Raw genomic sequence first — 25069 nt, 5'->3', positions numbered from 1 at the left:
CGGCCAAGTCAGCGATTATATCGGAGCGCGGGCGCTACTGAGCAGCTTTCCAAGTGTCGAATGGCGGCCTGTGGTGACCTGATACGACAGGTGCCCGAGGGGCTTTCTGTCAGCCATCGCCCTCGCCGCCCTCGTTATTTATTGGTTATGCGTCCTGACCCTAAGCACGTCATCCAAAGCGGATGCGACATCGCGAATTCTGACCGTGCCCGAATTCGACTGGTTCTGAAGCGATTTCAGGATGCTTACCTTCAGTTCCTTCGCGCTTTTCCCTGACATGCTGGAGGGGACCGAGATATTCATCGGTTGCAGCGGCGAAGAACCGGAGGAACGCCGTGACTTCGGTCGAATCCGGTTTCCCATCGCCGTTTCATAGGCGCTCAATCCCAGATGAATCGAGGCAATCGTAGGCCTGTCCATCGTTCGTCTCCCCATCCAGTGTCTCGTATCAGAAAGCAAGGATCGGGGCCTACGGGGCGGGTATCAACTTATGCCCTTAGTTTCGCCCCATTTTGGCCATAATTGAACCAATCCCCGCACCAATGGCCTCCGGTAGGGGCGATCTTGGGGACTACGGAAACGAATCCATGGGATGAACTGAAATCCCGCCAAGACCGCGACTCGCGTCGTGGAAACAGCGGAAGGTGTGTCAATGCGCGTTCCAAACGGACCCGGATTCAGTGTTCAACACGGCTTCGGGCGTGGTATCCCGTCGGCATTGTTTCAGAACTCGGTGGCGGAAGGATTCACGCTGCGAATCCGGTTTTGCCTGTCGGTCAATGTGCTGTCCAAGCGGCGGCTCAGGCAGACTGCCGGGATGGTGGCGAACCTCTCGCGCATGGCCGGACTTGACTGGCCCGTTCCAGACATCGCCCCCTGTGCCGCAGGCAGAAGGCCGTGTCCGTTCAGATCCCGTATCGCTGTGTCGAAGGGCCGTTGACCCTCCTAGTCGACAGCAGTGGGATCAAGTTCTTGGGCGATTGCGCCCTTTCGGCAGAATGCTTTGCAATCGCCCGCCGGATGAGAAATGGCAGACCCGGAAACGTGGCCCGCAGCGATCCCGCCAATGGCGCAAGGTTCCTCTGGCCGTGGATACGGCGACCTCCGACATCCGAGCGGTGGCATTCGCCTTCAGCCGGTACGGCCGCGCCCATGATTTGCAAGCACCTCACTGCCGCGCAGGGGATGCGTTGTCTCAGTTCCTTCGGTGAACGGAGCGGGGCACGGGATTCAGACCAGACCGCCGAAATCCGCATCCGTATCGCTCTCATGAACCGATTCAAAGCTCTCGTCACAGCCGAGGTCGTCCGTGTGGCGTGACAGGAATTCGGAAAGGAGGGCTGATGCCTCAGGCGTGAGTTCTGCAATAATGCCCGATCAAACCCGACTACGTCATTGAATCTCGGGCGTTGGTCATGACCGCAAGCCGCGCAGCCAAGGCGGGTGTCGGGGACGGCGCGGGGGGGAATGCCATTGGCGCACGTTGATCCGCGTGGTGGCACGCAATGCGGGTGGGGCCGCCATCGACAGCGCGGATTTCGGGCCGCGTGGCACGGCACAGATCGCTCGCCAGCGGGCAGCGCGTCGCAAACGCGCACCCGGGGCCCAGGTCCAGCGCAGATGGTGCCTCGCCCGAGGGCGGTTCGGAGGCGACCCGCAGGCCCGGAACCGGGCGCGGCGCGGCCTGTATCAACGCACGGGTGTAGGGGTGGCGCGGATTGGCGAACAGCGCGTCGGCAGGCGCTTCTTCAACGATGCGCCCTAGATACATCACGGCAACGCGGTCTGCGATGTGGCGGACCACAGACAGATCGTGCGAAATGAAAACATAGGCCATCCCGAAATCACGTTGCAGATCCTGCATGAGGTTCACGATCTGCGCCTGAACTGAAACGTCCAACGCAGACACGGGTTCGTCGCAGACGATCAATCGCGGGCGGGTTGAAATGGCGCGTGCTATGCAGATCCTTTGGCGTTGCCCACCCGAAAATTCGTGCGGATAGCGGTCGGCGTGGTGCGGCGCCAAACCGACTCTTACCAATAGTTTGTTCACCGTTTCATGGGCCCGCTTCCCGGTGGCGATATCGTGAAGCAACAAGGGTTCCAGCAGCGTCTCGCGCACGGTCATGCGAGGGTTGAGCGATCCGAACGGATCTTGGAACACCATCTGCATATTGCGCCGGAGCGCTTGAAGTTGGTTGGGGGGCAACTTGGAGATATCCTCGCCATCCAGTTTCACCGAACCGGACGTCGGCTCCAGCAATCGCAGCAATACGCGGCCCGTAGTTGATTTCCCACAGCCGGATTCTCCGACGATTGCCAGTGTTTCACCTTTCGAGACCGAAAATGAGACATCTGATACCGCCTGAACAACGACCTTGGATCGCTGAAGGAACCCGCCTCCCAATGGGAAGTGTTTGGTCAACCCTGATACCTCAAGAACGGGTGTTGGCATCGAAGGGGTATTTTTTGCCGTCATACCGAAATCTCCTCGATGGGGGCGCGCCAGCATGCGACCAGCCGGTCTTCGCCGATTTCGCGCAGCGGGGGTTGGCTGGCACGGCATTCTTCCGTGGCGAGGGGGCAGCGGGATGCGAAACGGCATCCCGCGGGCATGGCCCAGGGCGGTGGAACCGAACCGGGAATGGTTTTCAGCCGGTCGGAGTTGGTATCCAGACGCGGCACCGCCGCCATGAGACCGAGCGTGTAGGGGTGCATTGGCCCATTGAACAGATCGCGTGCGGGCGCGCGCTCAACGACCTTGCCCGCGTACATGACCACGACATCGTCACAGGTTTCCGCAACGACCCCGAGGTCGTGGGTGATCAGCATGATCGCGGCGCCGGTTCGGTCCGACAAATCGCGCATCAGATCAAGGATTTGCGCTTGAATGGTCACATCCAACGCCGTCGTCGGTTCATCCGCGATCAACAGGTCGGGATTGTTGGCCAGAGCCAGCGCGATCATGACACGCTGTCGTTGACCGCCGGACAGTTGGTGCGGGAAGTCGTCAACACGCTTCGAGGGCGAGGGCAGGCGGACCAGATCAAGCAGTTCGACTGCGCGTTCGCGGGCCTCACGGCGGTTGGTCATGCCGTGGGCGCGCAGGCATTCGATGATCTGTGCGCCGACCGTGTAGACCGGGTTAAGCGATGTCATCGGTTCCTGGAACACCATGCCCATGCGGCCGCCGCGCAGCGCGCGACGTTCCGATTTGGGCATGCTCAGCAGGTCGCGGCCTTCGAACAGGACTTCGCCGCCAACGTATCGCCCCGGCGGGGTTGGCAACAAACCCATGATCCCCAATGAGGTCACCGATTTCCCGCAGCCGGATTCGCCCACGATGCCAAGTGTCGCTCCGCGGTTGACCGTAAAGCTGACACCGTCAACCGCCATGAAAGTGCCGATGTCGGTCTTGAATTCGATTTGAAGGTCGCGAACGTCAAGAAGCGGAGTCATGAATCGCCTCGAAGGTAGTTGATCGGCGCTGCTTCGTCATGGCGGCGGTTGCGGAAATCGAGGGTTTGAAATGCCTCGGCAGCGCGGGCTTGCGCCGCCTCAAGACCGTCAAGCGCCTCATCCAGATCAAAGGTGGTCAAAACGCCGTCGCGGACCAATGCCTTGCCGTCTACAAAGGTGTCGGTGACAGCGCGTTCCCCCGCCACGTAGATCAACGAGGCCAAAGGATCGCGCAAAGGTCGCATCGCGCGATGGGTGATGTCCGCCAGGAACAGGTCCGATTTCATGCCCGGCGCCAGTTTTCCGATGTCCTCCATCCCCAGCACCGAAGCACCGCCGATGGTTGCCGCGTCAAAGGCGCTGGTGGTGCGCAGATCGTAGGGGTTTTTCGAAATGATCCGCGAATTGATCAAGGCATGGCGGATTTCTTCAAGCATATTATGCGGATAGGTGTCGGTGCCTATCCCCATCGGGATGCCATTGCGCAGATAGCGGCCAAACGTATTCATGGTCACGCCCCGGCGTTGGAACACGGTGGGGCAATGCGCCACGGCAGCGCCGGAGTTTTTCAGGGTGTCGAAATCCTCGGCCCCGGGCCAAGCGGTCCATGGGTGATCGTTCAGAAAGATGCCGTGCCCAATAATCACCCCGTCCGTCAGGACACCCAGACCATCCAGCCATTCAATCGGCGTGCGGCCGTGGCGCGTCGTGATCTCGTTGAATTCGACCATGCTTTGCGCCGCATGGATTTGCATTTTCACACCACGCGATTGCGCTTCGGCAAAGCTGTTCCGGATCAGGTCGGCGGAACACGTGTCGATCTGCGCCGGTGCAACCATGCCGGACAACCGGCCGCAAGGGTGCGCGATTGCATCATCGACCACTCTCAACGCGTCATCCATGACGCCGCGGCCGTCATCTTCTGCCCATTCGTATTCGACGGAATGGCCGGTTTTGGTGAACCAACGGGCCGAGCGATACATCGGAGCAATCACGACACGCAGACCGGACTGCTCCGCCAGATCCAGCCAGCTTTCATAAGGCACCGACAGGTCGACCACGGTCGTCACGCCGGACAACGCAAGTTCGGAGTACGCCACGCGGGTGGCAAAGGGGGTGCCTTGTGCGTCAGGGCGGAACAGAGGCATGAATTCGTAGAGCGACGACATCCGCAACCCCGGAGAGCCAAGCTCATCCAGCATGCCCTTGTTCATGGCTTCGGAAGAGGGGTGCGAGTGGATGTTCACAAGGCCGGGGCTGACAAGACGTTTGGAGCCGTCAATCTCTTCTGAGACCGGTCCCTCCCAAGTTCCGCCAACTTGCAGAATTCCGGTTTCGTCAAAAGCAAGGTCCTGGTTCTGCAAGAGCGTATGGCCATCCGCATCAGCATCCCAAGCGATGATGTAGGCGGCATTTCTGATGACGGTGGGGCTGGTCATGTTTTTTGTCCTGTTGTGCGAACGCTGGGCCGCCCGGAAGTCCCGGACGGCCCGTGATCGTTATTCGATGAAGGCAAGCTGGAGGCCTTTGTAGAGGCCGGCGCCGTAGATGTTGTGTGCTTCGAACGGAGCAAGCTTGTTCGAGTATCCGATCTGCATCGGGCGATGGTAGATCGGCAACCAGACGGCGCTGTCATGCACCTTGTGCAGCACTTTGGCATAAGCCGCCGCGCGATCCGCTTCATTGGTGGCCTGAGACCCGGCAATCAACAATTCGTCGGTTTCGGGGTCGTTCCAGTTCATCCGGTTGGGGGTCGGAATATTCGCCGAGCGGAAATACAGGTTCAACGCATCCCCGGCAGAGATATAGGGGTAGCCCATGACATACATTTCAAACTCGTCGGTGGCCGACTTGCCCCAGTAGACGGTCGAGTCCATGGGCTCGATCTGCAGTTCAATCCCGACCTTCAGAAGATCCGCCTGCACGGCTTCGGATGTCTGTTGCCATTCGCCGGTGAAAGTAATGGTCAGCGGCTCCATGACCTTACCGTCTTTTTCTCGCTTGCCGTAGCTGTTCAAAACCCAGCCCGCTTCGTCCAGAAGAGCAGCAGCCCGTTCGGGGTCATACTTCAGCAAGCTGTCATTCAACGTTTCGTCATAATCAAGCGCGCCGGAGGATACGTAGGAATACGCCGGCTCGACCTCGCCAAAGAACAGGTCCTCAGCCATGGCTTCCTGGTTTACGGCAAGGTTGATCGCCTGGCGGACCTTCACATCTTCCACAAGATCCTTGGTGATCTTGAAACCCATGTAATTGGTCCAAAAGGCGTGCTCGGACTTGATCACATTGATGTTGGGCGCGGCGCGCAACGTGCCGTAGCCAATGAAAGGAACGTAAGGTGAAATATCGCCCTGGCCGGTCAACAGCGCGACGGTGCGGGTCGCTGCTTCGGGAACGATTTGCCACGTCACTTTTTCAACTTGCGCGGGGCCTCTGTTTTGATAGTTGGCCGGCCCCCAGTTATAGGCGTCATGCCGTGTCAGGACGACCTTGTCGCGCGGGGTCCAGCTTTCCCAGCAAAACGGACCCGTGCCATTGAAGCCGGTCACGCCAAAATCCTTACCCAGGGCTTCGTATGTGTCCTTGTCGATGATCGAGCCAAAGCTTTGGGCCAGTTGATAAAGAAGCTCTGAATGCGGCGCGTTCAGTTCATATACCACGGTGGTGGCATCGGGGGCGGTGATCGACTTCACGTCGCCCATACGCCAGCGCACGGGGGATTTGGTTTCCGGATCCAGCCAGCGGTTCAGCGACCAAGCGACATCTTCGGCCGTCATTGGCTTGCCGTCGCAAAAACTCACGTCGTCGCGGATCTTGAAGGTATAGGTCAGCGCGTCGTCGGACACGTCCCAGCTGCTTGCCAGCAAGGGTTCGATGGTTTTCATATCCTCGGCCAGACCGACAATGGTGTCGGACAACATGAAGATGACTTCGGCGCCCGACTGGGCCGTGGTGCGCGGCGGATCGTAGTGGTTGCTGTCTTGCGCCCGAATGATCGTCAGTTCCTGCGCAGCCACGGGCAACGCGAGTGCCATGGCCGCGGCAAGACCAAAGCCGGCACGCTTGATGGGGGTCAGTGTCATGATGGAAAATGCTCCTTGTTGGGGGTGCGGTAGTTTCTGAGAGATCGTCGTTACGCTTGAAGCCGCGGGTCCAGCACATCGCGCAGCGCGTCACCGGCGACGTTGGCAGACAGGACAATGATGAAAATCAAGACGGATGGGATCACTGCGATATGCGGTGCAAACAGAAGGAACTCGCGCCCTTGTGACGCCATCATGCCAAGTTCGGATGCAGGCGGTCTGGCCCCCAGTCCAAGAAAGGAAAGGGTGGCGCCGATCAGGATCGTCTGACCAAAGCGAAGCGAGATGAAGATCATGATGGATGAGATCGCGTTTCGCACCAGGTACCGGTTGAACAGTTGCAGGTTCGAAAGGCCGACAGCGCGGCCCGCTTCTATGAATTCCTGCTTCATCACGCCGATTGCGATGCCGCGCGCCACCCTTGCACAATCGGGGATGGAGGAAATCCCCAGCGCGATCACGATGGGCACGATGCCTTGGCCCATCACCGCAACCAGGGCCAATGCCAAAAGGATCGCGGGAAAGGACAGCAACACATCCATGGTGCGCATGATCCATGGGTCGATCTTCTGGTTGAATGCAGACAGCAGGCCAAGGAGAGAGCCGAAAAATCCGCCAAGCCCGACGGCCATGAAGCCGATGAGCAACGTCAGCCGCGCCCCGTACAGCAACCGGGAATAAATGTCGCGCCCCTGACCGTCCGTGCCAAGCCAGTGCTCCGCTTTGCCCATGGCCATCCACGCCGGAGGGGTCATGACAGACCGGGAATTCGACGCGGGATCATGCGTGGCCAGAATTGGCGCGAATATGGCCCCAAGAATGACCAGTGCCAGTGTCAACAACGCCAGGGACGCGGCGCGGTCCTGCATCAACCTGCGCAGCCAGTGTGCTCGTGCGGGCGCCGTGAAATCCTGGGAAACATCGCCCTCCGTGCTGCCGGAGGTTTCTGGGGCAGGGGACACATTGGTTGATGTCACGCTCATTTTCGCACCCTTGGGTCAAGCAGGGAATACAGGATGTCCACGATCAAGTTCACGGTGATGAACCCCAGAGCAAAGATCACGATGGTGCCCTGAGCGACCGTGAAGTCGGACGACATGATCGCGCCGACCGCGAGCCGCCCAAGGCCCGGCCAGCTAAAGATGGTTTCGGTCACGACGGCGCCGCCCAGAAGATACCCGACTTGCAGACCGATCAGCGTCACCACCGGAATAAGGGCGTTGCGCAACCCATGCGCCAGGATCACCCGCGTTTCCGACAGCCCCTTGGCGCGCGCGGTCCGCACATGGTCAAGTTTCAGAACCTCCAGAACCGAAGATCGCGTCATGCGCGCCACCGGCCCGATCAGGATCAGCCCGAGCGAAAGGGCAGGTAGAAACAACGCCATAAAGCCCTCGGCGGTGTACCAGGGACCCGGGCGACCGATGAAGGGAAAGATCTGCCACTTCACGCCAAGGAACTGGATCGCCATCAGCGAGATGAAGAAGATGGGCAAGGACACTCCGGCCACGGACAAGGCCATGATGGCCCGGTCGATGAGCGATCCGCGCACGACGGCGGCAAGCGTTCCCATGGCAACGCCCACGGGTACCGACCAGACCATCGAACCGATCATCAGTTCCAGCGTCGGCCACAGAGCGGTGCCCAGTTCAGAGGTGACCGATTTGTTGGAGATCATGGACCGTCCCAGGTCGCCGACAGCCATACGCTGGAGGTAGTTCCAGAATTGGACCAGGACCGGTTGATCAAGGCCCATCTCTTCGCGGATGGCGGCCACGACATCGGCGGTGGCGGTCGGACCCGCCACCACCACTGCCGGATCACCCGGAACGACCTGCACCAGCAGGAAACCGAACAGCAACACCCCGAAAAGGACCGGAACCGACAGGACCAGGCGATGAAGGACGGCGCGGATCATGTCAGGGTCGCGCCCCGCTCGAACACCGTTTCCCCCCCGCGGATCGTCAGGACACATTGTCCACTCAGGATTTCCTCGGGGTCGACCGTGAAGAAGTCGGTATCGAACACGGAAACATCCGCCAGTTGCCCGGGGATCAGGCGGCCCTTGCGGTCTTCGTCGTGGACGCCATAGGCAGCCTCGTAAGTGTAAAGGTGCAGCGCTTCCGCCACGGACAGTTGTTGCCCATCGCCCAAGACCGTTCCGCCGTCGGACTTGCGCGTCACCATGGCATAGATATTGGCGAACGGGTTGGGGTCGGTCACCGGGCAATCCGTCGATGCGGACGGATGCAGACCCTCGTCAAGCCAGGTCTTGTAGGGGTAGCAGCCATGCGGCCTGTCAGGGCCAAGGCACATGAAATACCCTTCTCCGAAGTAGTACAGGAACGAGGGCTGCCCGGCCGGGATTACACCCATGGCCTTCATCCGCTCAAGTTGATCGGGACGGTGCCAGCCGCAATGCTCGATCCGGTGGCGCCGATCGGGCGCGGGCGTGTCTGCGTATGCCTTTTCATAGGCATTCAAGACCATCTCGATTGCCGCATCGCCGATTGCGTGGGGGGCCATCTGATACCCCAGGCGGTGCGCCTTCAGGACCAGTTCGTCGGTCTGTTCCTGCGACAGGCAAGGCACGCCGAAATTGGTTTTATCGTTGAAATAGGGGACAGACATCCACGCGGTCCCGGCACCGGCCGACCCGTCGGTGAAAATCTTTACCGGCCCGATACGGAACATGTCGTCGCCCGCACCGGTCACCAGCCCCTCGGCATGGGCAATATCAAGAATGTTCTTTTCCAGATCGCCCATCAACGTACCTGCGACCCGCACCGGAAGCCGCCCATCCCGGTTTGCGATCTGGTATGCGCGCAATTCAGGTTCGCCCGGCCCCATGCCGATACCGGCCTCCATCACCGAGGTGATGCCAAGCGACAAGAGCTCGGTGCCGGCGCGTTCGATCGCATCGACGAAATCCTCGGCCGACGGTTCGGGTTGCGCCTTTTGGACCGGTGTGCGGGCTGCTTCGAACAGCAACCCGTTCAATTCGCCGTCGGCACGGCCGATCTTGCCGCCGTAAGGATCGGGAGAGTTGTGACCGATTTCCCCAAGTTGCAGTGCCATGCTGTTGCAGACCGCGGTGTGACCGCAGGCGCGGGTCAGCATGACCGGGTTGTTGGGGGCAACCGCGTCAAGTTCGCGGCGATGCGGGTGACGCAGTTCGGCAAGCTTGTCGTGATCATAGCCCCGACCCGTGATCCAGGTGCCCGGTTCGGCCTTGGCTACGGCCTCGGCAACCTGATCGAGGATCGCCTGAACGGTGGTCATGCCCGCCGCCGCGCGAAGATCCAGATTCAGCTTGCTCATACCGTACATGTGAAGGTGCAAGTGCGCATCGTTCAGGCCCGGAGTGGCAAGGCGGCCTTCAAGATCCACGATCTCGGTGTCCGGCCCGGCCATTTCACCGATGTCTTGAGCGGATCCGACCGCCAGCACCTTGTCGTCGGAAATGGCAATCGCCTCGGCGAAGCCTTCGTTCAATCCACACCAGATTTTTCCATTGGTAAGGATACGTGACGGAATGGTCATTTTGGTGCCTTTCAGTGCATCAATCATTCAGTAGCCAGCGCCGCGGTTGACCGCGCCCGGTGGGGTAAGCCCTTGAACAAGGGCAGTGTAATTTTCGGCCAATTGCCGCAGCACCTCGGACCGGGTGGTGTCAGATGCCTTGTGTGGTGTGACCACGACCTTGGGGTGGGTCCAGATCGGGCTGTCCTTTGGCAGAGGCTCAAGGCGAAACACATCAAGGGACGCTGCCGACAACTGCCCTGAATCCAGGGCAGCAAGAAGATCATCTTCGATCAAATGCTCTCCTCGCCCCAACTGAATGAGGACGGCCCCCTGGGGCATGGTCGAGAACAACTCGGCATTCAGAATATCCCGGGTCTGGGCCGTCAGGGGGAGCAAGTTGATCAGAATGTCGGATCGCGTCGCCGTTTCGGCGATTGCGCCATCCCCCGACAGAAGCTCGACGCCGGGTTCGGGGTCGCCGCCCGATCTGCTGGCGCCAATCACCTTGTACCCCATTGCGGCCAGAACCCGCGCCGTATGTCGCCCCATAAGCCCGAAGCCAAGCACCCCGACCGTCACATCGGAGGCCATCTCAGCACGGAAGGACCGGTCCCAACTCTGGGTGGCCTGGTTGCTGATGTATGTTCCCATTTGGCGGTGATGATGAACAACGTGCCAGGCGGCGAAACCTGCCATCATGCGGGCCTGTTCTTCGTCGCGGATCCGGGTCACGACGATGTCATCGCGCAGGGAAGGGCAGGCGATAAGCGAATCCACTCCGGCCGCGATTGACGACACCATGCGCATATTCGGGTAGGCGTCGAATGCATCATCGGCGGGCAGCCAAGCCAGGGCGCAGGTCACCAACGACGGGTCTTCAACCTCGCTCGGGCGCAGGAGGTGGACTCTCGGTTCATCTACCTCGGCCATGTTGGCGACCAGATCAAACGTCTCGGAGAGGGCGACAACAGTAATCGGTGTTGGCAAAGTCATATCTTTCATTGATCAAAATCCGGGTGGCGCGCCTTGCAATGGCGCAGGTAGGCTTCCCATTCCGCGTCGGGCTTGCTCGAAGCTTGGTGGCCTTCAATCCAGCCTTCTTCTTGCCGTGCCGTGTGCTCGGCCAATTCGTCGGACAGAATGTTCATCTGCCCGCCAGTCCCCATGATTGCCACTTGCGCACAGCAAGCGCGTTCGAGGTCCATCATCGTACGAAACGCCTCTCCAACCGTACGGCCGCAGGTCAGCAGGCCATGGTTGCGCAAGATCATCGCGTGTTTGTCGCCGAGGTCGTCGACGATCCGCGCGCGTTCTTCGTGGTTCAATGCGATGCCTTCATAGTCGTGATAGGCAAGCCGATTGAAAAAGGGTGCGGACCACTGGTTCAGTGGCAACAGCCCGTCTTTCAGTGAGGCCACAGCGACACCCGCCACGGTATGCGTATGCATGACGCAGGCGACGTCGGGCCGGGCGGCATGGACCGCGGAATGGATCGTGAAGCCCGCCTTGTTGATCCCCAATCCCTTTGGGTCGTGCAGGACCTGGCCCTCCAGATCGACGGTCACAAGGTTGCTTGCGGACACCTCGTCAAAGCGCAGCCCGTAGGGGTTGATCAGGAATGCGTGATCCCCCTCGGATGCGGGCGCCTTGGCCGAAATATGGGTAAAGATGCTGTCATCCATGCCGAATTCGGCAAGCAGCCGATATGTGGCCGCCAGCTCTACCCTTTCGATCGGTAGGCTTGATTGGATGGGCTTGTGCGGGCTCATGAAGGTCTCCGTTAATCGTGGCAGTTCCGGGCGCGAATCGCGGCGGGTTGTACAAAATGTCGCAGGACACCGCTAAACTGTCGACAATTCGACGGTCGACTTTTCGAAAAAAAGATTTCATGGACGCCCGGTGCTACAAAATGTAGCTTTGCCCGAGCAGGAAGAGGATCACCTCTCGGAAAGATCGGAAAGCGGCAAGAGTGACAAACACAGACAAGGCATCCCAACCCGATGGCGCGCTCTTCTCTGAATTGCCCTCGGCGGATCTGGCCAGTCGCATTGCCGATCAGGTCTTGCAAGCCATCGGTGACGGCCGGTTGATCCCGGGGCAGAAGGTCACCGAAGCACAGCTTGCGCGTGAAATGGGAACGTCACGTGCGCCGGTGCGCGAAGCTCTGCGTTTGCTGGAAAGTCAGGGGTTGATCGTTACCCATCCCCGCCGCGGCTTCTTCGTGCATTCCTATGATGCGGACGAATTGGACGATATCTATGATCTCAGAGAGTGCCTGGAGCTTCACGCCGCTGAGGCTGCAGTGGCGCGGATAACCGACGCCGACGTAAACAGGCTTGCCGCGCAAGTAGAGTTGCTCAAACAGTTGGCCCATGAGGGTCAGATACAGGAACAAGTCGCCCAGGATTACGAGTTTCATAGAATGCTGTGTGCCTTGGGGGGTAATATGCGGGTGGTGCGCTTGTTCGATCAAATCGCAACCCAGCTTCGCGCCGGAATTGCCTTGCTTGGACGGAACTACGATGATCCCTGGGAGATCGCGCAATCGCATGACGTGCTGATCGAAGCCCTGCGCCACAAGGATGCGGCCCGGCTTCGACGTGAGCTGAAAGAGCATCTGGAAGAAGCACGGTTTCAGGTTGTTGCGCTGTTTCGCAACGACAAGGGGTAGGATCTTGCCGTCGCATTGTTGCGTACTGTCTGACGCCAGCGCGCAGGGGATTGATTTGAGATATTGCTGACCGAGATGCAGCCACTTGCGTTCCGCCATCGCGCTGCTGTGGGCGTCCTGCGCGCTGAAACAGAAAATTCGCCACTGTCATCTTGCTGAGCTTCAGGACCAAGCCAAGGTTGCGCACCGAAAGCTCCTGTTCATGCGTCAGCCGCAATATGGCGCCGGCGCATGTGACCCAGCATCCCTTCAGCATCGTCCTGTCCGTTGCTCGGCAAGGTGTGCTTGCATCCTCGAGAGGGCAGCCCTCCGACGTCGCCGCCGGATAGGCCCTTTCGAGAAAACGGATCATTGTGGGGCTGCTCCACGACGCAGAACTGCGCTCGGTGCGCGCCGCCGCCGATGACGACGACGGCTTCAACGACGTCAGCTTGCCCATGCCCCTTCAGAGCCCCTTGATCATGCCGCCATCGACCCGCAGCATCGACCCGGTGACATAAGAGGCCTGCTGCGAACACAGGAAACCGACCACCGCGCCGAACTCTTCCGGCTTGCCGTAGCGGCCTGCGGGAATGGTCTTCTGGCTGGCCTTCTGTACCGCATCGAGCGCGGATCCGGTTTTCTCGGCCTTGAGCCCGTCAAGCTGTGCAAGCCGGTCGGTCCCGATGCGCCCCGGCATCACCATGTTTACGGTGACGCCATGTGGCGCGACTTCTTCGGCCAGCGTCTTGGACCAGCCGGCGATGGCGCCGCGCACGCCGTTCGACAGGGCGAGGTTGGGAATCGGCTGCACGATGCCTGACGAGCCGATGGTGACGACCCGGCCCCAGCCTTTGGCGATCATGCCGGGCAGGGCGGCATCGGTGATGCTGAAGATCGGTGTCGCCATGGTCTCAAAGGCCGCGCGCCATGCGGCGACGCTTTGCCCCTTGGCGGGACCCGCAGCGGGTCCGCCGCAATTGTTGACAAGGATGTCGACCGGCTGCTCTGCGAGGCGTTCTATCAGCGCCGCGACACTGCCGGGGTCGGACAGATCCACCACCAGCCCTTCCATGTTTTCCGCCGGGCCATCGGCGGGGATGCTGCCGCTGCGCGACGCGGCGATCACATGCGCGCCCTCGGTTGCCAATATCGTTGCACTTGCCGCACCAAGGCCACGGCTTGCGCCCAGAACCAGCGCTGTCTTGCCTGTGAGTCCAAAATCCATCAGTTCAGTTCCTTCAATCGGTTGTCTTGTCGGGTGAGCAGGCGCTCGACCTCGGCGATGGCGGCTGGGGCGAGCCCCGCACCCGGAGAGCGCAGTGCCGCAGAGGCGATCGCGCCGCGTTTGGCCAGCACGTATTTGCGCACGGCAAGGCCTGCGCCCGGCTGCTGCTCGTAGCGCACCAGCGGCAGATAGGCGTCGAAGATGTCCTGCGCGCGGTCCATGTCGCCTGCGCCCGCCCGCCGCACGACCTCTGCCAGCATCTCGGGGAAACCAAAGCCCGTCATCGCGCCATTTGCGCCACGCGCGATCTCTTCGGGCAGGAACATCCCGCCATTGCCGCACAGGATCGAGATGCGCCGCCGTCCGGCGGCTTCGGCGGCGCGCAGCTTGGTGATCTTGGAAAGGCCGGGCCAGTCCTCATGCTTGAGCATCACCACCTGCGCCACGTCATCAATGATCCGGCCGAGCACCTCGTCAGAGATATGAACCCCGGTCGAGAGCGGGAAATCCTGCAGCACGATGGGTACATCCTCGCCCAGCGTGGCGGCGACCTGCGCAAAATAGGTGTGGATCTGCGGGTCGGTCTTGAGAGAGCCCGGCGTCGTGACCATGCAGCCCGCCGCGCCCATGTCCATCACGGCTTTGCCCAGTTCGCCGATTGCCGCAAGACCTGGTGCCGAGACGCCAACGACAATGGGTTTTCCGGCGGCCCGATTGATCACACGTTCCGCGACGGCGCGGCTTTCGGCCTGGGTCAGCTTTTGGGCCTCGCCCATCATGCCGAGGATGGTCAGCCCGTCAGCGCCTTTCTCAAAATAGAAATCCACCACCCGATCGAGGCTATCGAAATCGATCGCGCCTTCGTCGGTGAATGGTGTGACCGAGATGACGTAGACGCCCTTGGCGTCCGAGGTGAGCAGGGTCATGTCCTGTGTCCTTTTTCTTGATCTCGCGGGCCCGGCCCGGGAGGGATGAGTGAGGTGGCGCTCCTGCGCGAGGGCTCCGCAAAAAAACAAACGGAAAGGCGCAGAGAAAACCGAAAGCGGAACGGCTGACAAAAGGTCAGGTCGACGTTGGCTTCTCAAGCAGGCGCCGTTTTAAGGCTTCATTTGGGGTTGCGTCCTTCGATGTCGGATACGCTCTTGTCGATGACCCAGTTTTTCCGGATCACTTCGCTGTCGGCAAAGGCGGCGCGCAGATCCGACATGAAACTGTGCAGCAACCCCGAATAGGGCACGCCGCGGCGGGTATACATCACCGCGTTCACCTCGCAGGCGGGGAGGAACGGTTTGCAGACCAGCGCGTCAGAGGCCTGGGTGGTCGCGGAATAGGGATCAACGACCGTCACCCCCAGATGCTGCGCTGCGAGCGCCGTGGCGGTGGCGCAGTAACGCACCTCGATCCGGGGCGTATAGATGGCGCCGGCCTGCTCGTAGGCCTTGCGTACGAGTTGGCCGAGGTTTGAGGCCAGTTCGAGCCCGACGAGCGGCTCGCCTTGCAAATCAAGGGCGGTCAGATGCGGCTTTAGCGCCAGCGGGCTGTCGCGCGGCACCAATGCCACCATATGCGAGCGCTGAAGCACGTCGACGTTCACGACATCTTGCCGGTCATGGTCTATGGCGAGGCCGATATCCGCCTGCCCGCTCTGCACCGCCTCTCTTACCTGCTCGAGCCGGCGCACGTCGAAGGCGACCGACACGTTGGGTCGGGTGTCGAGAAAGCGGCGCAGAGCGACCGGCGCCACCGAATAGCCGAGGGGCGGGGTGGAGATGACCTTGAGCCGACCTGCCATGCCCAGCTTCATGTCGCGCGCGTGCTGTGAAAAGCCCTGCATCAGGCTGAAGATCGGGCGGATCTCTTCAAAGAGCGATTTCGCCTCGGCGGTGGGCTGCAACCGTCGCCCGGTGCGTTCAAACAAGGTAAGGCCAAGCTGCGTCTCGAGCTGGCGCAGGGTGGCCGACACGGCAGGCTGCGAGATGTGCAGCCGTTCAGCCGCCTCGACCGTGGTGGCACCGCGCATCATTGCGGCAAAAATCTCGAGCTGCCGCAACGAGACCTCGGGTAGCCCGGCCTCGGTGGTCATTCCGGCGCTCCCACCAGCCCCAGCGCCATGGCGGTGGCGGCCTGCACGGGGTCGATCACCGCGATACCGATGTCGCGCTCGAGCTGCGCCCGGATCGGGGCCATGCCGGCGCAGCCCAGAACCACGGCTCCGGCACCGCGCTCGGCCAGGTCGCGGCCAAGCGCGACGCACAGCTCATACACCTCGGGATCGCGCCCGGAGTCTTCGGCCGAGACGCTCGGGAGGGCCAGTTCGGCAGCAAAGCGGCTTTCGACGCCCATGGCGCGGATTTTAACCCGGTGCCGCGCCACCGATCCCGGTGACAGCGCAATGATGCCAAAAAGATCGGCGCGGGCCATGGCGGTGAGGATGCCGGCCTCCTGCACGCCGATCACCGGTTGTTTGACCAGTGCCCGGGTCAGTTCGACCCCGGGGTCAGAGAAGCAGGCCGCGACAAAGGCGGCGGCGTCGGGCCGGGACTGCGCCAGCTCTGCAAATCCTAGACCGGCGCGGGCCACGTCCTCGTTCGTCATGATGGTTGCCGGGCTCTCGGGGAGGTCGGTGACCTCGAACGCCGGGCCATTGATCGGGGCCAGGTGGGCGATGGCCTCGGCGATGCCTTGAGTGACATCGGCAGACGAGTTCGGGTTGATGATCAGGATCGGCCCCATCAGCGCAACTCCGCGCCGAAGTTCTGCGCCGGATCCAGTTCCTTGGCGATATAGCCCGGCTTGCCGCGCAGGTCGGCAGGCTGGCGGGCAAAAAACTGGCCCTGGCCCTCTTTCGCCTTGAGCGCACCATGCTCGACGATCGTCGCGCCGCGGGTCATGATTATCTCGGGCGTGCCGGTCAACTCCATGCCCTCAAAGGGGGTGTAATCCATGTTGTCATGCTGGTCCGCCGCGGTGACGGTGACCCGGTTCTCGGGATTCCAGATCGCGATGTCGGCATCCATGCCCGGCGCGATCCGGCCCTTGTTTGCGCAGCCGAAGACCTTGGCGGCGTTGGTCGATGACAGCGCGACGAACTGCTCGAGCGTGATTCGCCCCTTCACCACCCCTTCCGAAAAGAGATAGGGCAGGCGGGTTGCGATCCCTGGCATGCCGTTGGCGATCTTGGGGTAAGGGGCATTCTCGCCGTTCAGGAACTTTCCGGTCGTATCGTATCGGTAGGGGGCGTGGTCCGAGCTGACGCTCTCGAAGGTGCCCTGCGCCACGTGGTGCCACAGCGCGTTTTGCGTGGCGCCATCGCGCAGCGGCGGAGAGCAGATGTATTTGGCCCCCTCCATTCCCGGCCGGTCGAGATCGGCGCGGGTCAGCGCGAGGTATTGCGGGCAGGTCTCGGCATAGAGTTTGGCGCCGTTGAATTTCTCGCGGCGCACGATTTCGGCACCGCCCTCGGTCGAGACATGCACGATGAAGAGCGGGGCATCGACCAGCTTGGCGAGCTGGATCGCGCGGTTGATCGCCTCTTGCTCGGCCAGTTCAGGGCGCGAGATCGCGTGGTATCTTGGCGCGGTCAGGCCCTTTTCCGCGAGCCGCTTGTTCATCCATTTGACCATGTCGTTGTTCTCGGCATGGACCATGGTGATCGCGCCGTGCTGTCGCGCCACGGTGAGGATGTCGAGCATGCCGCCGTCGCCGAGGTTCATCAGGTCGTAGGTCATGAACACCTTGAACGAGGTGATGCCGCGCGCGAAAGCACGGGGAAGCTGGTCTTCCAGCACCTCCTGGGTCGGGTCGGATATGATCAGGTGATAGGAATAGTCGATGACCGACCGCGCGCCGCGCGCGTCATAGGTGGCGATCACCTCGTCGACCGATTGGCCGCGGTGCTGCGCGGCGAAGGGGATGAACGAGGAGTTGCCACCATAGGCCGCAGAGATCGAACCCGAGAGGTAGTCATCGGCGGACATCACGCCCGATGAGCTTTCCTGTGCGATGTGGGCATGGGCCTCGATGCCGCCGGGCATGACGATGCGCCCGCCGGCGTCAATGCGTCGATCGCCGCCTGACAGGTGCTCGGCCACGGCCGCGATGCGGCCGTCCTTGATGCCGATATCGCCCTTCCAGGTTTCCGAGGCCGTGGCGACCAGCCCGTCATGGATCACCGTATCGAATTGCATCTGCTTGCTCCTTGTCTGTCGTCAGGTCGCCCGCTTGCGGCGGGCGCCGTTGGTGTCGATCCTGATCCGCTCACTCGGGGAGGACGACTCCGGTCTGTTCGGCGATCAGGCCGTAATGCTCGATCCGGCGGTGGGCGGCGAAGTTGAACACGGTCGACTTGCCGAAATCGCATTTCGCGAAATCCGCGTCATGCGTGATCAACTCGTCGCCTTCGCCCTCGGCCCTTGCGACCACGAATCCGTCGGGATCGACGATGATCGACCCCGCGAACATGTGGTTGCCGTCTTCCATACCACATTTGGCGACGGCCACCGCGTAGGTTGAGTTCTGGTAGGCCCCGGCGCAGACCGACAGTTCGTGATGGTAGATGCGCCGCTCGATACCCTCTTCGGCGGAGAGGTTGTTCTGCGACGGGGTGTTATAGCCGATGGTGACCAGTTGTACGCCCTGCAGGCCCAGCATGCGCCAGGCTTCCGGCCAACGGCGGTCGTTGCAGATTGCCATACCCATGATCACGTCCTGGTTCCGGACCACGCCAAAGCCGGTGTCGCCGGGCAGGAAGTAGCGCTTTTCAAGGTGCTGGTGCGTGCGCTCCGGCTCAAACTCGGCGTGGCCCGGCAGGTGGGTCTTGCGATACTTCAAGACGATCTCGCCCTCTGGCGAGACGATGATCGAGGTGTTGAAATGCGCGCCCTCCGGGGTCAGCTCGCAATAGCCGAAAGTGAAGCCCATGCCATAGGCGCGTGCCTTGTCAAAAAGCGGCTGCACGGCGGGGTTCGGCATCGCGGTTTCGAACCAATGGTCGAACTCGGCGCGGTCCTCGACGTAGAAGCGCGGAAAGAACGTGGTCAGCGTCATCTCGGGATACACGAGGAAGTCGACGCCTTTTGCATGCGCTTGGTCCATCAGGGCGATCATCCGGGACACCACGCTTTCGCGGGTCTCGTCTTTCTGGATGCCGCCGATCTGGGCTCCGCCGATGATTAGTTTCGTCATGAGGTTTCCTTTCGGGATCGTGAGTTCAGTGTTCCGCGAGGCCGCGCTGGTAGCGCGATATCAGTCGGACCAGTGGCCAGAGGATCGCGAGGTAGATGAGCGCGGCGAGGACGAGCGGTGAGGAATTGTAGGTGATCGAGCGGGCCATGTTGGCCGAGTAGAGCAGCTCGGAGAGGGAGACGACAGAAGCGAGGGACGTGAGCTTGACGACCTCGACGGTGTTGGACAGCAGGTCGGGCAGCACGTTGCGAACGGCTTGCGGCAGGATCACGTGAACGAGGCACTGCACTTGGCTGAGCCCGGTGGCCCGGGCCGCCTCGGGCTGGCCCTTGGGGATCGACTGGATACCGGCGCGGAATACTTCGGCGAAATAGGCCGAGTTGTTGAGGAAGAAGGCGAGTACCACGGCCATGAAGGGGCTCAGTTCCAGCCCGGCGAAGGGCAGGCCCGAGTAGACGAAGATCAGCACCACGAGCGGCGGCAGGGCGCGAAAGAGGTCGATGAACCCGATTGTCGGCCATTTCAGCCATTTGCGCGATGACAGCGCGCCGAGTGCCAGCAGCAGCCCACCGGCAAGGCCCAGAAAGATGACCACCGCGCAGAGCTTCAGCGTGATGATGAGCCCCTTGAGCAGCAGTGGCCAAGCCTGTGCCATGATGTCGAGGTTGAAGAACAGATCGATGAAGTTGCTCATGTCGCACCGCTCATGTGTAGCGCTTCTCGAGGAAGCGCGCGAAGATGACGACCGGCAGGAAGATCGCGAGATAGGCGAGCGCGGCCATGGTCAACGGCGTGGCCGAGCCTGAAAAGCTCTGCGCCGAGGACGAGACGGAAAGGATTTCCTTCACACCGATCACCGACCCCAGCGCGGTCATCTTGGTGATCGCCAGCGCGCGGTTGACCAAAGAAGGGATACCCATCCGGATTGCCTGCGGCAGGGCAATGTCGAACAGGGTCTGCATGAAACCGAGGCCGGTGGCGCGGCCGGCTTCCCACTGGCCCTTCGGAACAGAGGTGAGGCCCGCCCAGAAGATTTCCTCGGCAAAGGCGGCCAGAACGCCGCCCAGTACGACGAACAGCACCATCGGGCCGGACAGGCTGATGCCGAGGCCGGGAAGGCCGAAATAGAATACCAGAATGACCACCAGTGGCGGCAGGGCACGGCTGATATCGGCAAAGGCGACGATGGGCAGCGTGAGATACCACCGGCCCAGGGAGCGCAGGCAGGCGAGAACCAGCCCCAGCGCCAGCCCGGCGACCACGATGGCGGCGCTGAGCCAGAGCGTGGTGACGAGCGCCGCGAGCAGGTCCGGCAGGTATTTTGCCATCACCGCGCCGTCAAAGAAGGTGTCGAGGAAGCTCATGCTGCGGTCGTCGGCTGCAGGCGGGAGAGGAAGGCGCGCAGGCGTTCGGACTTAGGATTGCCGAAGATGTCTTCGGGCGGGCCGGATTCGACCACCACGCCGCCATCCATGAACACCACGCGGTCAGCGGCCTCGCGGGCGAACTCCATTTCATGGCTGACCACCAGCATGGTCATGCCTTCCTGGCGCAGCTGTTTCATCACCTTCAGCACCGAGCCGACCAATTCCGGGTCGAGCGCCGACGTGGGTTCGTCGAACAGCATGACCTTGGGATCGAGTGCCAGCGCGCGGGCGATGGCCACGCGCTGTTGTTGCCCGCCAGATAGCTCGCCGGGCATGGCGTCGGCCTTGTGCGCCAGCCCCACATGTTCAAGCATTTCCATGGCGCGGGTTTTCGCCTCGGGCTTGGATCGTTTCAGCGCCTTGACCTGCGCCAGCATCACGTTCGCCAGCACCGATTTGTGCGGGTAGAGGTGGAAGCCCTGGAACACCATGCCGATCTTCAGCCGCATCTTGTCGAGCGCGCGGCCGTGGCAGTCGGTGACATTTTCGCTGTCGAGCAGAATGCTGCCCGAGGTCGGCTCTTCAAGCCGGTTGCAACAGCGCAGCATGGTGGATTTCCCCGATCCCGAGGGGCCGATGACAAAGACCAGCTCGCCGGGTTTCACGCTCAGGTCGATCGACTTCAGGACCTGCGTGGCGCCGAAACATTTTTCGAGCTGGTTGATTTCGAGCATCGGCCTGTGGTGGACCTTGGCGTCAGATGGCGCCGGGGCGACGGGAGAAGTTCCGGGCATGGGTTCGCTTTCGATGGTCGGCGGGACGACGGGCGCCCCGCCAGGCAGGTCATGGGATCAGAAGGTGCAGGAGACCTCATGCGGGGTTTCTTCGTAGCCGTCGAAACCAGGGGTGCCGTAGCCCGGGGTCGGGGTGACGATGGTGGCCCCTTCGGCCGGGGTCACGCCGAACCATTTCTCGGACAGCATGGCCATGGTGCCGTCAGACTTCAGGCATTCCAGGACGGCGTCGATCTTGTTGCGGGTTTCGGTGTCGTTCTTGCGGAACGGGAAGGCCCAGACGAGGCCGGTGGAGTATTCGTAGCTGAGATCGATGCTCGGGTTTTGCTTGGCGGCCCAAGCCGAGACGGTTGCCCCGGCGAGGTTGGCGTCGGCGCGCCCGGTTGCGACGGCCTCGACCGCGTCGGTGTTGGTGCCATAGGCGACAACTGTCCAGCCGTATTCCTCGGCTTTGTCAGTCAGGAAGGATTCGTAGGCTGACCCCTTGTTGACCGAGATGGTCTTGCCTTTGAACGCCTCGAGTCCCTCCATCGGCTCGGTCCCGGCGGGGACGACGAAGGAAAAGTTGGTGTCCATGAAGCCTTCTGAGAAGAGCAGGTTGGTTGCGCGCTCTTCGGTGACGGTGGTGGGCGCGACGAGGAAATCGTAGGTGCCCGCTTGCAGCGCCGGGATCAGGCCCGAGAACTGAGCCGCGATCACGTCGATCTCGGTGCCGAGCTTTTCGCCGATCGCGGCGGCCAGATCGACGTTGAACCCTTCAACACCGCCCGAGAGGCTGGGCATGGCGTGGGGCGCGAAGGTTCCGTCGAGCGCGACCTTGTAGCCCTCGGCGTGGGCTGGAATCGCCAGTGCGGCGAAGGCGGCGGAAAGAAGAAAACCGGTACGTTTCATGGGGGGCTCCGTGTTGGTGAGACGTATTCTTGGTGGCACCCGAAGGTGCATCGAATGCGTTTCAACAAGACGGCGGGTCAGGTGGAGGGCAACTGAAATATACGTTTTTCTGATAATATAAGTATAAGGAAGACTTCTACATTACCTGCTTCTCTGTGGGCGACTTCAGGATGATGTTTGGGGTAGCTTCTTCTTCTAGCAAATTGAAAGTATTGTATTTTAATGGTCGTTCCGGGTCGGGGAGTGGCCGGCGTCCCGGGGGCCGCCAACACGGCGTGCGCGGTCGCATTTCGCCAGTGTCCCTTTTGGCGATGCCTATTGAGTGGGCAGTACGTGACGTGAGATGTGGTCCGTCGAGGGGGGGGCGAGGCATCAAGCCCCAAGCAGGATCAACCCGGGTGGGTCGACCGCACGATTCCTTTCCCTGGCCTGTGGCAACGCGACATCGGGAAAACCGTCCTGCAACAGGTCGACCCCGACCAGGTTGCTTGGCCCCACGACACAAGACCGCGGAAAGCCTCTGGCTACTGAACCTGAACTGATACTTGCGGGTCAACCGTTGCCCTGACCGGTTGTCTCCGCCCGGTTTTCGTTCGCACGATTGCTGACGTAATGGGATGAGCTACCTTCCCGACATCGCCGCATCCTCGAGCAACAGGGCGCCTTCGGGTCCATGAGACGACGGGAGAATCCATATTACAATGCGTTTTCGGCCCGGATTTCGCGTGGGGTCGCCGGAAATCGATCCGGGAATTACATTTTGAATTAAGACCATCCGGCCCACCAGAAAGAGACTTGCCGCTGGTGGCATAACGAACTCTCAAGTCGCAATGACTGGAGGGCGTTCTTGATCATCGTGTCCGATGTGCGGTTTTGGACCTGTCACCGCTTGATACCGCCCTTTGGAACCTCGGCTGAACGAGGCCCGATTGGGATCAAAGATGCGGTGCGGTGACAGGTTCGGACTGTTCTTGGTCGTCGTCCGGTCAGCGCGCCTCGCCCAGCACCCGGGTGACGCGGGCCTGGGCTTGGGCCGCCTCGCGCGGCAGGCCGAGGTTCCGGTACACATCGACCAGCTTGTCATTGTTGGGGACCGAGCAGGGTTCGTAGCCGCGACGCATCTCCAGCATCTGTTGCGCGGTGGAATAGCGGCCCGTGCGGATCACGCTGTCGAGCAGCACCTGCTCGAACAGATCCCGCTGGGCGTGGCTGCCACCGATCTCGAACAGGCGCGAGATGGCCGAGCCAAGCTTGCGCACCACCTCTTCGTGATTGCCGCGGGCGTGGGCGAGCAGCCCCTCGCAGGCGGGCTCGGCCACGTTGACCCAGGTATCTTGTACAAAACCGGGGGCATTTGCCACGAAATCCTTCAGGTTCGCCATCATCGCATCGGCTTCGGGGGCATTCGCGCGCGCCAGGCCGTAGAGATATTGCATGGTCAGGAAGGGCTGGACGAAATCGGCTGTCCGCCCTTTCATGTGCTCGGCCACGTCTTTCCATCGGTCGCCCACATCGACCCCCACCAGTTCCAGCCGCAACAGCAGCGAGACGGCGCCGATCTGGTCCTGGGAATAGGACTTGTCGATGCCCCAGATATGGGCGTCGTAGGCTTTCAGGACTTCATCGAACCGGCCCTTGCTGATGTAGTTCAGGCAAAGATGCCACCAGTTGTGGGTCAGCATGAAGCTGTTGAGGTCGGTCCAGGTCTGCGACACGTCCTCGAGAAAATCGATGCCCTCGTCGATGCGGCCCTGGGTGATCAGGACATGGGCCAGCGCGTGATGTGCCCAGGGTTCCTTGCGTTTCAGCTCGATCGCCTTGCGCGCCGCGGTCTCGGCATCGCCCAGAAGGTGGCATTGCTCATAGGCAAAGGCCGAAAGCCCGTGCATGTGGCTGAGATCGCGGTTGGCATCGGCAACCTTCTCGGCCACCCGCAGCATCCCGGCGGCGTTGCCGAGGTTGAATTCATGATATTGCGTGGTCTTGACCATCGGCAGGTCATGGGCGAAGGCGTCGGCGATTTCGTTGCCGATACGGATCGCTTTGGGCACGTCCCCGTCGGCCCAGGCGCGCACTGCGGCGATGTTCATCTGTTCGCGCCGGTTGGCGCCCGATGCGGCGGCTTCGGCCCGTTCGAGGTAGGGCAGGGCGAGCTTGCCGGCGTCGGGGCTTTCGAGAAACATGAAGGCCAGCGCTGCATAGGCGTTGGCCATGGCCGAGCCCGGGTCGGCATCGGCGGCGGCGATCACGTTGCCCGCCTTGGTCTCATAGGCGAGGAGCCCCTCGCTGAAATCGTTGATCGCCTGGACCGTCGCGCTGTCGGTGGTCGTGAGATCGTTTTCTAACCAGTCCTTGGCCATTTCCTGTCTTTCTCCGTATATTTCTGGGGTCGTCGGGGTCGTCGCGCGTTTCCATCATCGGGGCGCATGGCGGGGGCCATGCGCCCATGTTTCATGCCGCCCTCTTGCGGCTGTCGTGGTCAGCCTGCCGGCCGCAGGATCGAGCCGGTGAGGATCGACCGGGCACCGCGTTCGGCTATCGTGACCACGGTGGTCTTCAGGTTGCCCGAAACCATTTCGGGAATGGCCGAGGCATCGGCCACATAAAGCCCTTCGATCCCGTTGGATTTCAAGGCCCCACCATCGACAACGGCGCCGGAACCCGTGCCCATGCGGCAAGTCGAGGACGGATGGTAGGGCGTCATGCAGTGTCTGCGGAAATATTCGGCGATTTCCGCATCGGTCTGGCATTTCGACGAGGGCCGCATCTCGCCGTCGGGCAGACGCGAACGAGCGCGCGCGGCGTCTCACGGGGCTGCGCGAGCTGGCGTACTCCGTGGCGATGGAGACGGGCATGGATCATCTTGGGAACCAAGTCATTTTGCCGCT

The 25069-nt window shown here is 61.6% G+C and carries 23 protein-coding genes and 2 pseudogenes; 3 read left to right on the top strand and 22 right to left on the bottom strand.

From position 1 onward, the window contains the following. Nucleotides 1-58 precede the first annotated feature (58 nt). Nucleotides 59-148, top strand: a pseudogene (locus ABWV23_RS22415) (IS5/IS1182 family transposase); the annotation flags it as partial. Here the strand turns inward: ABWV23_RS22415 and ABWV23_RS18510 are convergent. Next, on the bottom strand, nucleotides 139-420 hold the full coding sequence (locus ABWV23_RS18510) for a hypothetical protein (RefSeq protein WP_353350604.1): 282 nt from the start codon (nucleotides 418-420) through the stop codon (nucleotides 139-141). The pseudogene ABWV23_RS22415 and the gene ABWV23_RS18510 overlap by 10 nt on opposite strands. Before the next feature lie 337 nt (nucleotides 421-757). On the opposite strand from ABWV23_RS18510, the pseudogene ABWV23_RS18505 reads away from it, so the two are divergent. Beyond that, nucleotides 758-1320: pseudogene (locus ABWV23_RS18505) on the top strand (transposase); the annotation flags it as partial. A gap of 67 nt (nucleotides 1321-1387) precedes the next feature. Here ABWV23_RS18505 and ABWV23_RS18500 read toward each other — a convergent pair. Genes ABWV23_RS18500 through ABWV23_RS18460 form a run of 9 tightly spaced genes read right to left on the bottom strand, consistent with a single transcriptional unit; the run spans nucleotide 1388 to nucleotide 11836 of the window. Beyond that, the gene (locus tag ABWV23_RS18500) at nucleotides 1388-2479 is read right to left on the bottom strand and encodes an ABC transporter ATP-binding protein (protein ID WP_353350424.1); all 1092 of its coding nucleotides are present in this window, start codon (nucleotides 2477-2479) and stop codon (nucleotides 1388-1390) included. Next, nucleotides 2476-3459: an ABC transporter ATP-binding protein gene (locus ABWV23_RS18495; RefSeq protein WP_353350422.1), complete on the bottom strand. Its 984-nt coding sequence runs from the start codon at nucleotides 3457-3459 to the stop codon at nucleotides 2476-2478. The genes ABWV23_RS18500 and ABWV23_RS18495 overlap by 4 nt, the downstream gene beginning before the upstream one ends. Then, complete coding sequence (locus ABWV23_RS18490) at nucleotides 3456-4898, bottom strand: amidohydrolase family protein (RefSeq protein ID WP_353350420.1); 1443 nt, start codon at nucleotides 4896-4898, stop codon at nucleotides 3456-3458. Before ABWV23_RS18490 ends, ABWV23_RS18495 begins: the two co-directional genes overlap by 4 nt. 60 nt (nucleotides 4899-4958) lie before the next feature. Beyond that, nucleotides 4959-6542, bottom strand: a complete 1584-nt coding sequence (locus ABWV23_RS18485; protein ID WP_353350418.1) for an ABC transporter substrate-binding protein — start codon at nucleotides 6540-6542, stop codon at nucleotides 4959-4961. Between the two features lie 50 nt (nucleotides 6543-6592). Then, a complete protein-coding gene (locus ABWV23_RS18480) occupies nucleotides 6593-7525 on the bottom strand; it encodes an ABC transporter permease (protein WP_353350416.1) in 933 nt (310 codons plus the stop codon). Further along, nucleotides 7522-8460, bottom strand: coding sequence for an ABC transporter permease (locus ABWV23_RS18475; protein WP_353350414.1), 939 nt, complete (start codon nucleotides 8458-8460; stop codon nucleotides 7522-7524). The genes ABWV23_RS18480 and ABWV23_RS18475 overlap by 4 nt, the downstream gene beginning before the upstream one ends. After that, nucleotides 8457-10112 carry an amidohydrolase gene (locus ABWV23_RS18470; RefSeq protein WP_353350412.1) on the bottom strand — a complete coding sequence of 552 codons (1656 nt, stop codon included), beginning with the start codon at nucleotides 10110-10112 and terminating at the stop codon, nucleotides 8457-8459. Before ABWV23_RS18470 ends, ABWV23_RS18475 begins: the two co-directional genes overlap by 4 nt. Continuing rightward, nucleotides 10113-11069 (bottom strand): 2-hydroxyacid dehydrogenase, encoded by a 957-nt coding sequence (locus tag ABWV23_RS18465; RefSeq protein ID WP_353350410.1) that lies wholly within the window; start codon nucleotides 11067-11069, stop codon nucleotides 10113-10115. It lies immediately after the preceding gene. Then, entirely contained in the window at nucleotides 11066-11836 is a 771-nt protein-coding gene (locus ABWV23_RS18460; RefSeq protein WP_353350408.1) for a class II aldolase/adducin family protein, read from the bottom strand. Before ABWV23_RS18460 ends, ABWV23_RS18465 begins: the two co-directional genes overlap by 4 nt. Nucleotides 11837-12036: 200 nt before the next feature. Here ABWV23_RS18460 and ABWV23_RS18455 point away from each other — a divergent pair, with 200 nt between their 5' ends. Further along, complete coding sequence (locus ABWV23_RS18455) at nucleotides 12037-12738, top strand: GntR family transcriptional regulator (RefSeq protein ID WP_353350406.1); 702 nt, start codon at nucleotides 12037-12039, stop codon at nucleotides 12736-12738. 445 nt (nucleotides 12739-13183) lie between these two features. Here ABWV23_RS18455 and ABWV23_RS18450 read toward each other — a convergent pair whose 3' ends face one another. The 12 genes from ABWV23_RS18450 to ABWV23_RS18395 form a co-directional block, all read right to left on the bottom strand. Further along, nucleotides 13184-13945: an SDR family oxidoreductase gene (locus tag ABWV23_RS18450; RefSeq protein WP_353350404.1), complete on the bottom strand. Its 762-nt coding sequence runs from the start codon at nucleotides 13943-13945 to the stop codon at nucleotides 13184-13186. Further along, the gene (locus tag ABWV23_RS18445; RefSeq protein WP_353350402.1) at nucleotides 13945-14871 is read right to left on the bottom strand and encodes a dihydrodipicolinate synthase family protein; all 927 of its coding nucleotides are present in this window, start codon (nucleotides 14869-14871) and stop codon (nucleotides 13945-13947) included. The genes ABWV23_RS18450 and ABWV23_RS18445 overlap by 1 nt, the downstream gene beginning before the upstream one ends. Nucleotides 14872-15050: 179 nt before the next feature. Further along, a complete protein-coding gene (locus tag ABWV23_RS18440) occupies nucleotides 15051-16028 on the bottom strand; it encodes a LysR family transcriptional regulator (RefSeq protein WP_353350400.1) in 978 nt (325 codons plus the stop codon). Beyond that, nucleotides 16025-16678 carry an aspartate/glutamate racemase family protein gene (locus tag ABWV23_RS18435; RefSeq protein ID WP_353350398.1) on the bottom strand — a complete coding sequence of 218 codons (654 nt, stop codon included), beginning with the start codon at nucleotides 16676-16678 and terminating at the stop codon, nucleotides 16025-16027. Before ABWV23_RS18435 ends, ABWV23_RS18440 begins: the two co-directional genes overlap by 4 nt. After that, nucleotides 16678-18132, bottom strand: coding sequence for a dihydropyrimidinase (hydA, locus tag ABWV23_RS18430; protein ID WP_353350396.1), 1455 nt, complete (start codon nucleotides 18130-18132; stop codon nucleotides 16678-16680). Before hydA ends, ABWV23_RS18435 begins: the two co-directional genes overlap by 1 nt. Nucleotides 18133-18202: 70 nt before the next feature. Then, nucleotides 18203-19129: an N-carbamoyl-D-amino-acid hydrolase gene (locus tag ABWV23_RS18425; protein WP_353350394.1), complete on the bottom strand. Its 927-nt coding sequence runs from the start codon at nucleotides 19127-19129 to the stop codon at nucleotides 18203-18205. Nucleotides 19130-19154: 25 nt separating this feature from the next. After that, complete coding sequence (locus tag ABWV23_RS18420) at nucleotides 19155-19823, bottom strand: amino acid ABC transporter permease (RefSeq protein ID WP_353350392.1); 669 nt, start codon at nucleotides 19821-19823, stop codon at nucleotides 19155-19157. Between the two features lie 10 nt (nucleotides 19824-19833). Then, nucleotides 19834-20493 (bottom strand): amino acid ABC transporter permease, encoded by a 660-nt coding sequence (locus ABWV23_RS18415; RefSeq protein WP_353350390.1) that lies wholly within the window; start codon nucleotides 20491-20493, stop codon nucleotides 19834-19836. After that, entirely contained in the window at nucleotides 20490-21230 is a 741-nt protein-coding gene (locus tag ABWV23_RS18410) for an amino acid ABC transporter ATP-binding protein (RefSeq protein WP_353350592.1), read from the bottom strand. Before ABWV23_RS18410 ends, ABWV23_RS18415 begins: the two co-directional genes overlap by 4 nt. A gap of 117 nt (nucleotides 21231-21347) precedes the next feature. Beyond that, the gene (locus ABWV23_RS18405) at nucleotides 21348-22181 is read right to left on the bottom strand and encodes a transporter substrate-binding domain-containing protein (RefSeq protein WP_353350388.1); all 834 of its coding nucleotides are present in this window, start codon (nucleotides 22179-22181) and stop codon (nucleotides 21348-21350) included. Nucleotides 22182-23167: 986 nt separating this feature from the next. Continuing rightward, nucleotides 23168-24541, bottom strand: a complete 1374-nt coding sequence (locus ABWV23_RS18400; RefSeq protein WP_353350386.1) for a tetratricopeptide repeat protein — start codon at nucleotides 24539-24541, stop codon at nucleotides 23168-23170. A 119-nt stretch (nucleotides 24542-24660) separates the two neighbouring features. After that, on the bottom strand, nucleotides 24661-24948 hold the full coding sequence (locus tag ABWV23_RS18395) for a GMC oxidoreductase (RefSeq protein ID WP_353350384.1): 288 nt from the start codon (nucleotides 24946-24948) through the stop codon (nucleotides 24661-24663). Nucleotides 24949-25069: the final 121 nt, after the last annotated feature.

The sequence above is a fragment of the Aquicoccus sp. SU-CL01552 genome (assembly GCF_040365005.1).
In the GTDB taxonomy this organism is placed as follows: Bacteria; Pseudomonadota; Alphaproteobacteria; order Rhodobacterales; family Rhodobacteraceae; genus Antarcticimicrobium.
Note: the sequence above shows the minus strand (reverse complement) of the source record. Positions and strands in the feature narration are given on the sequence as shown.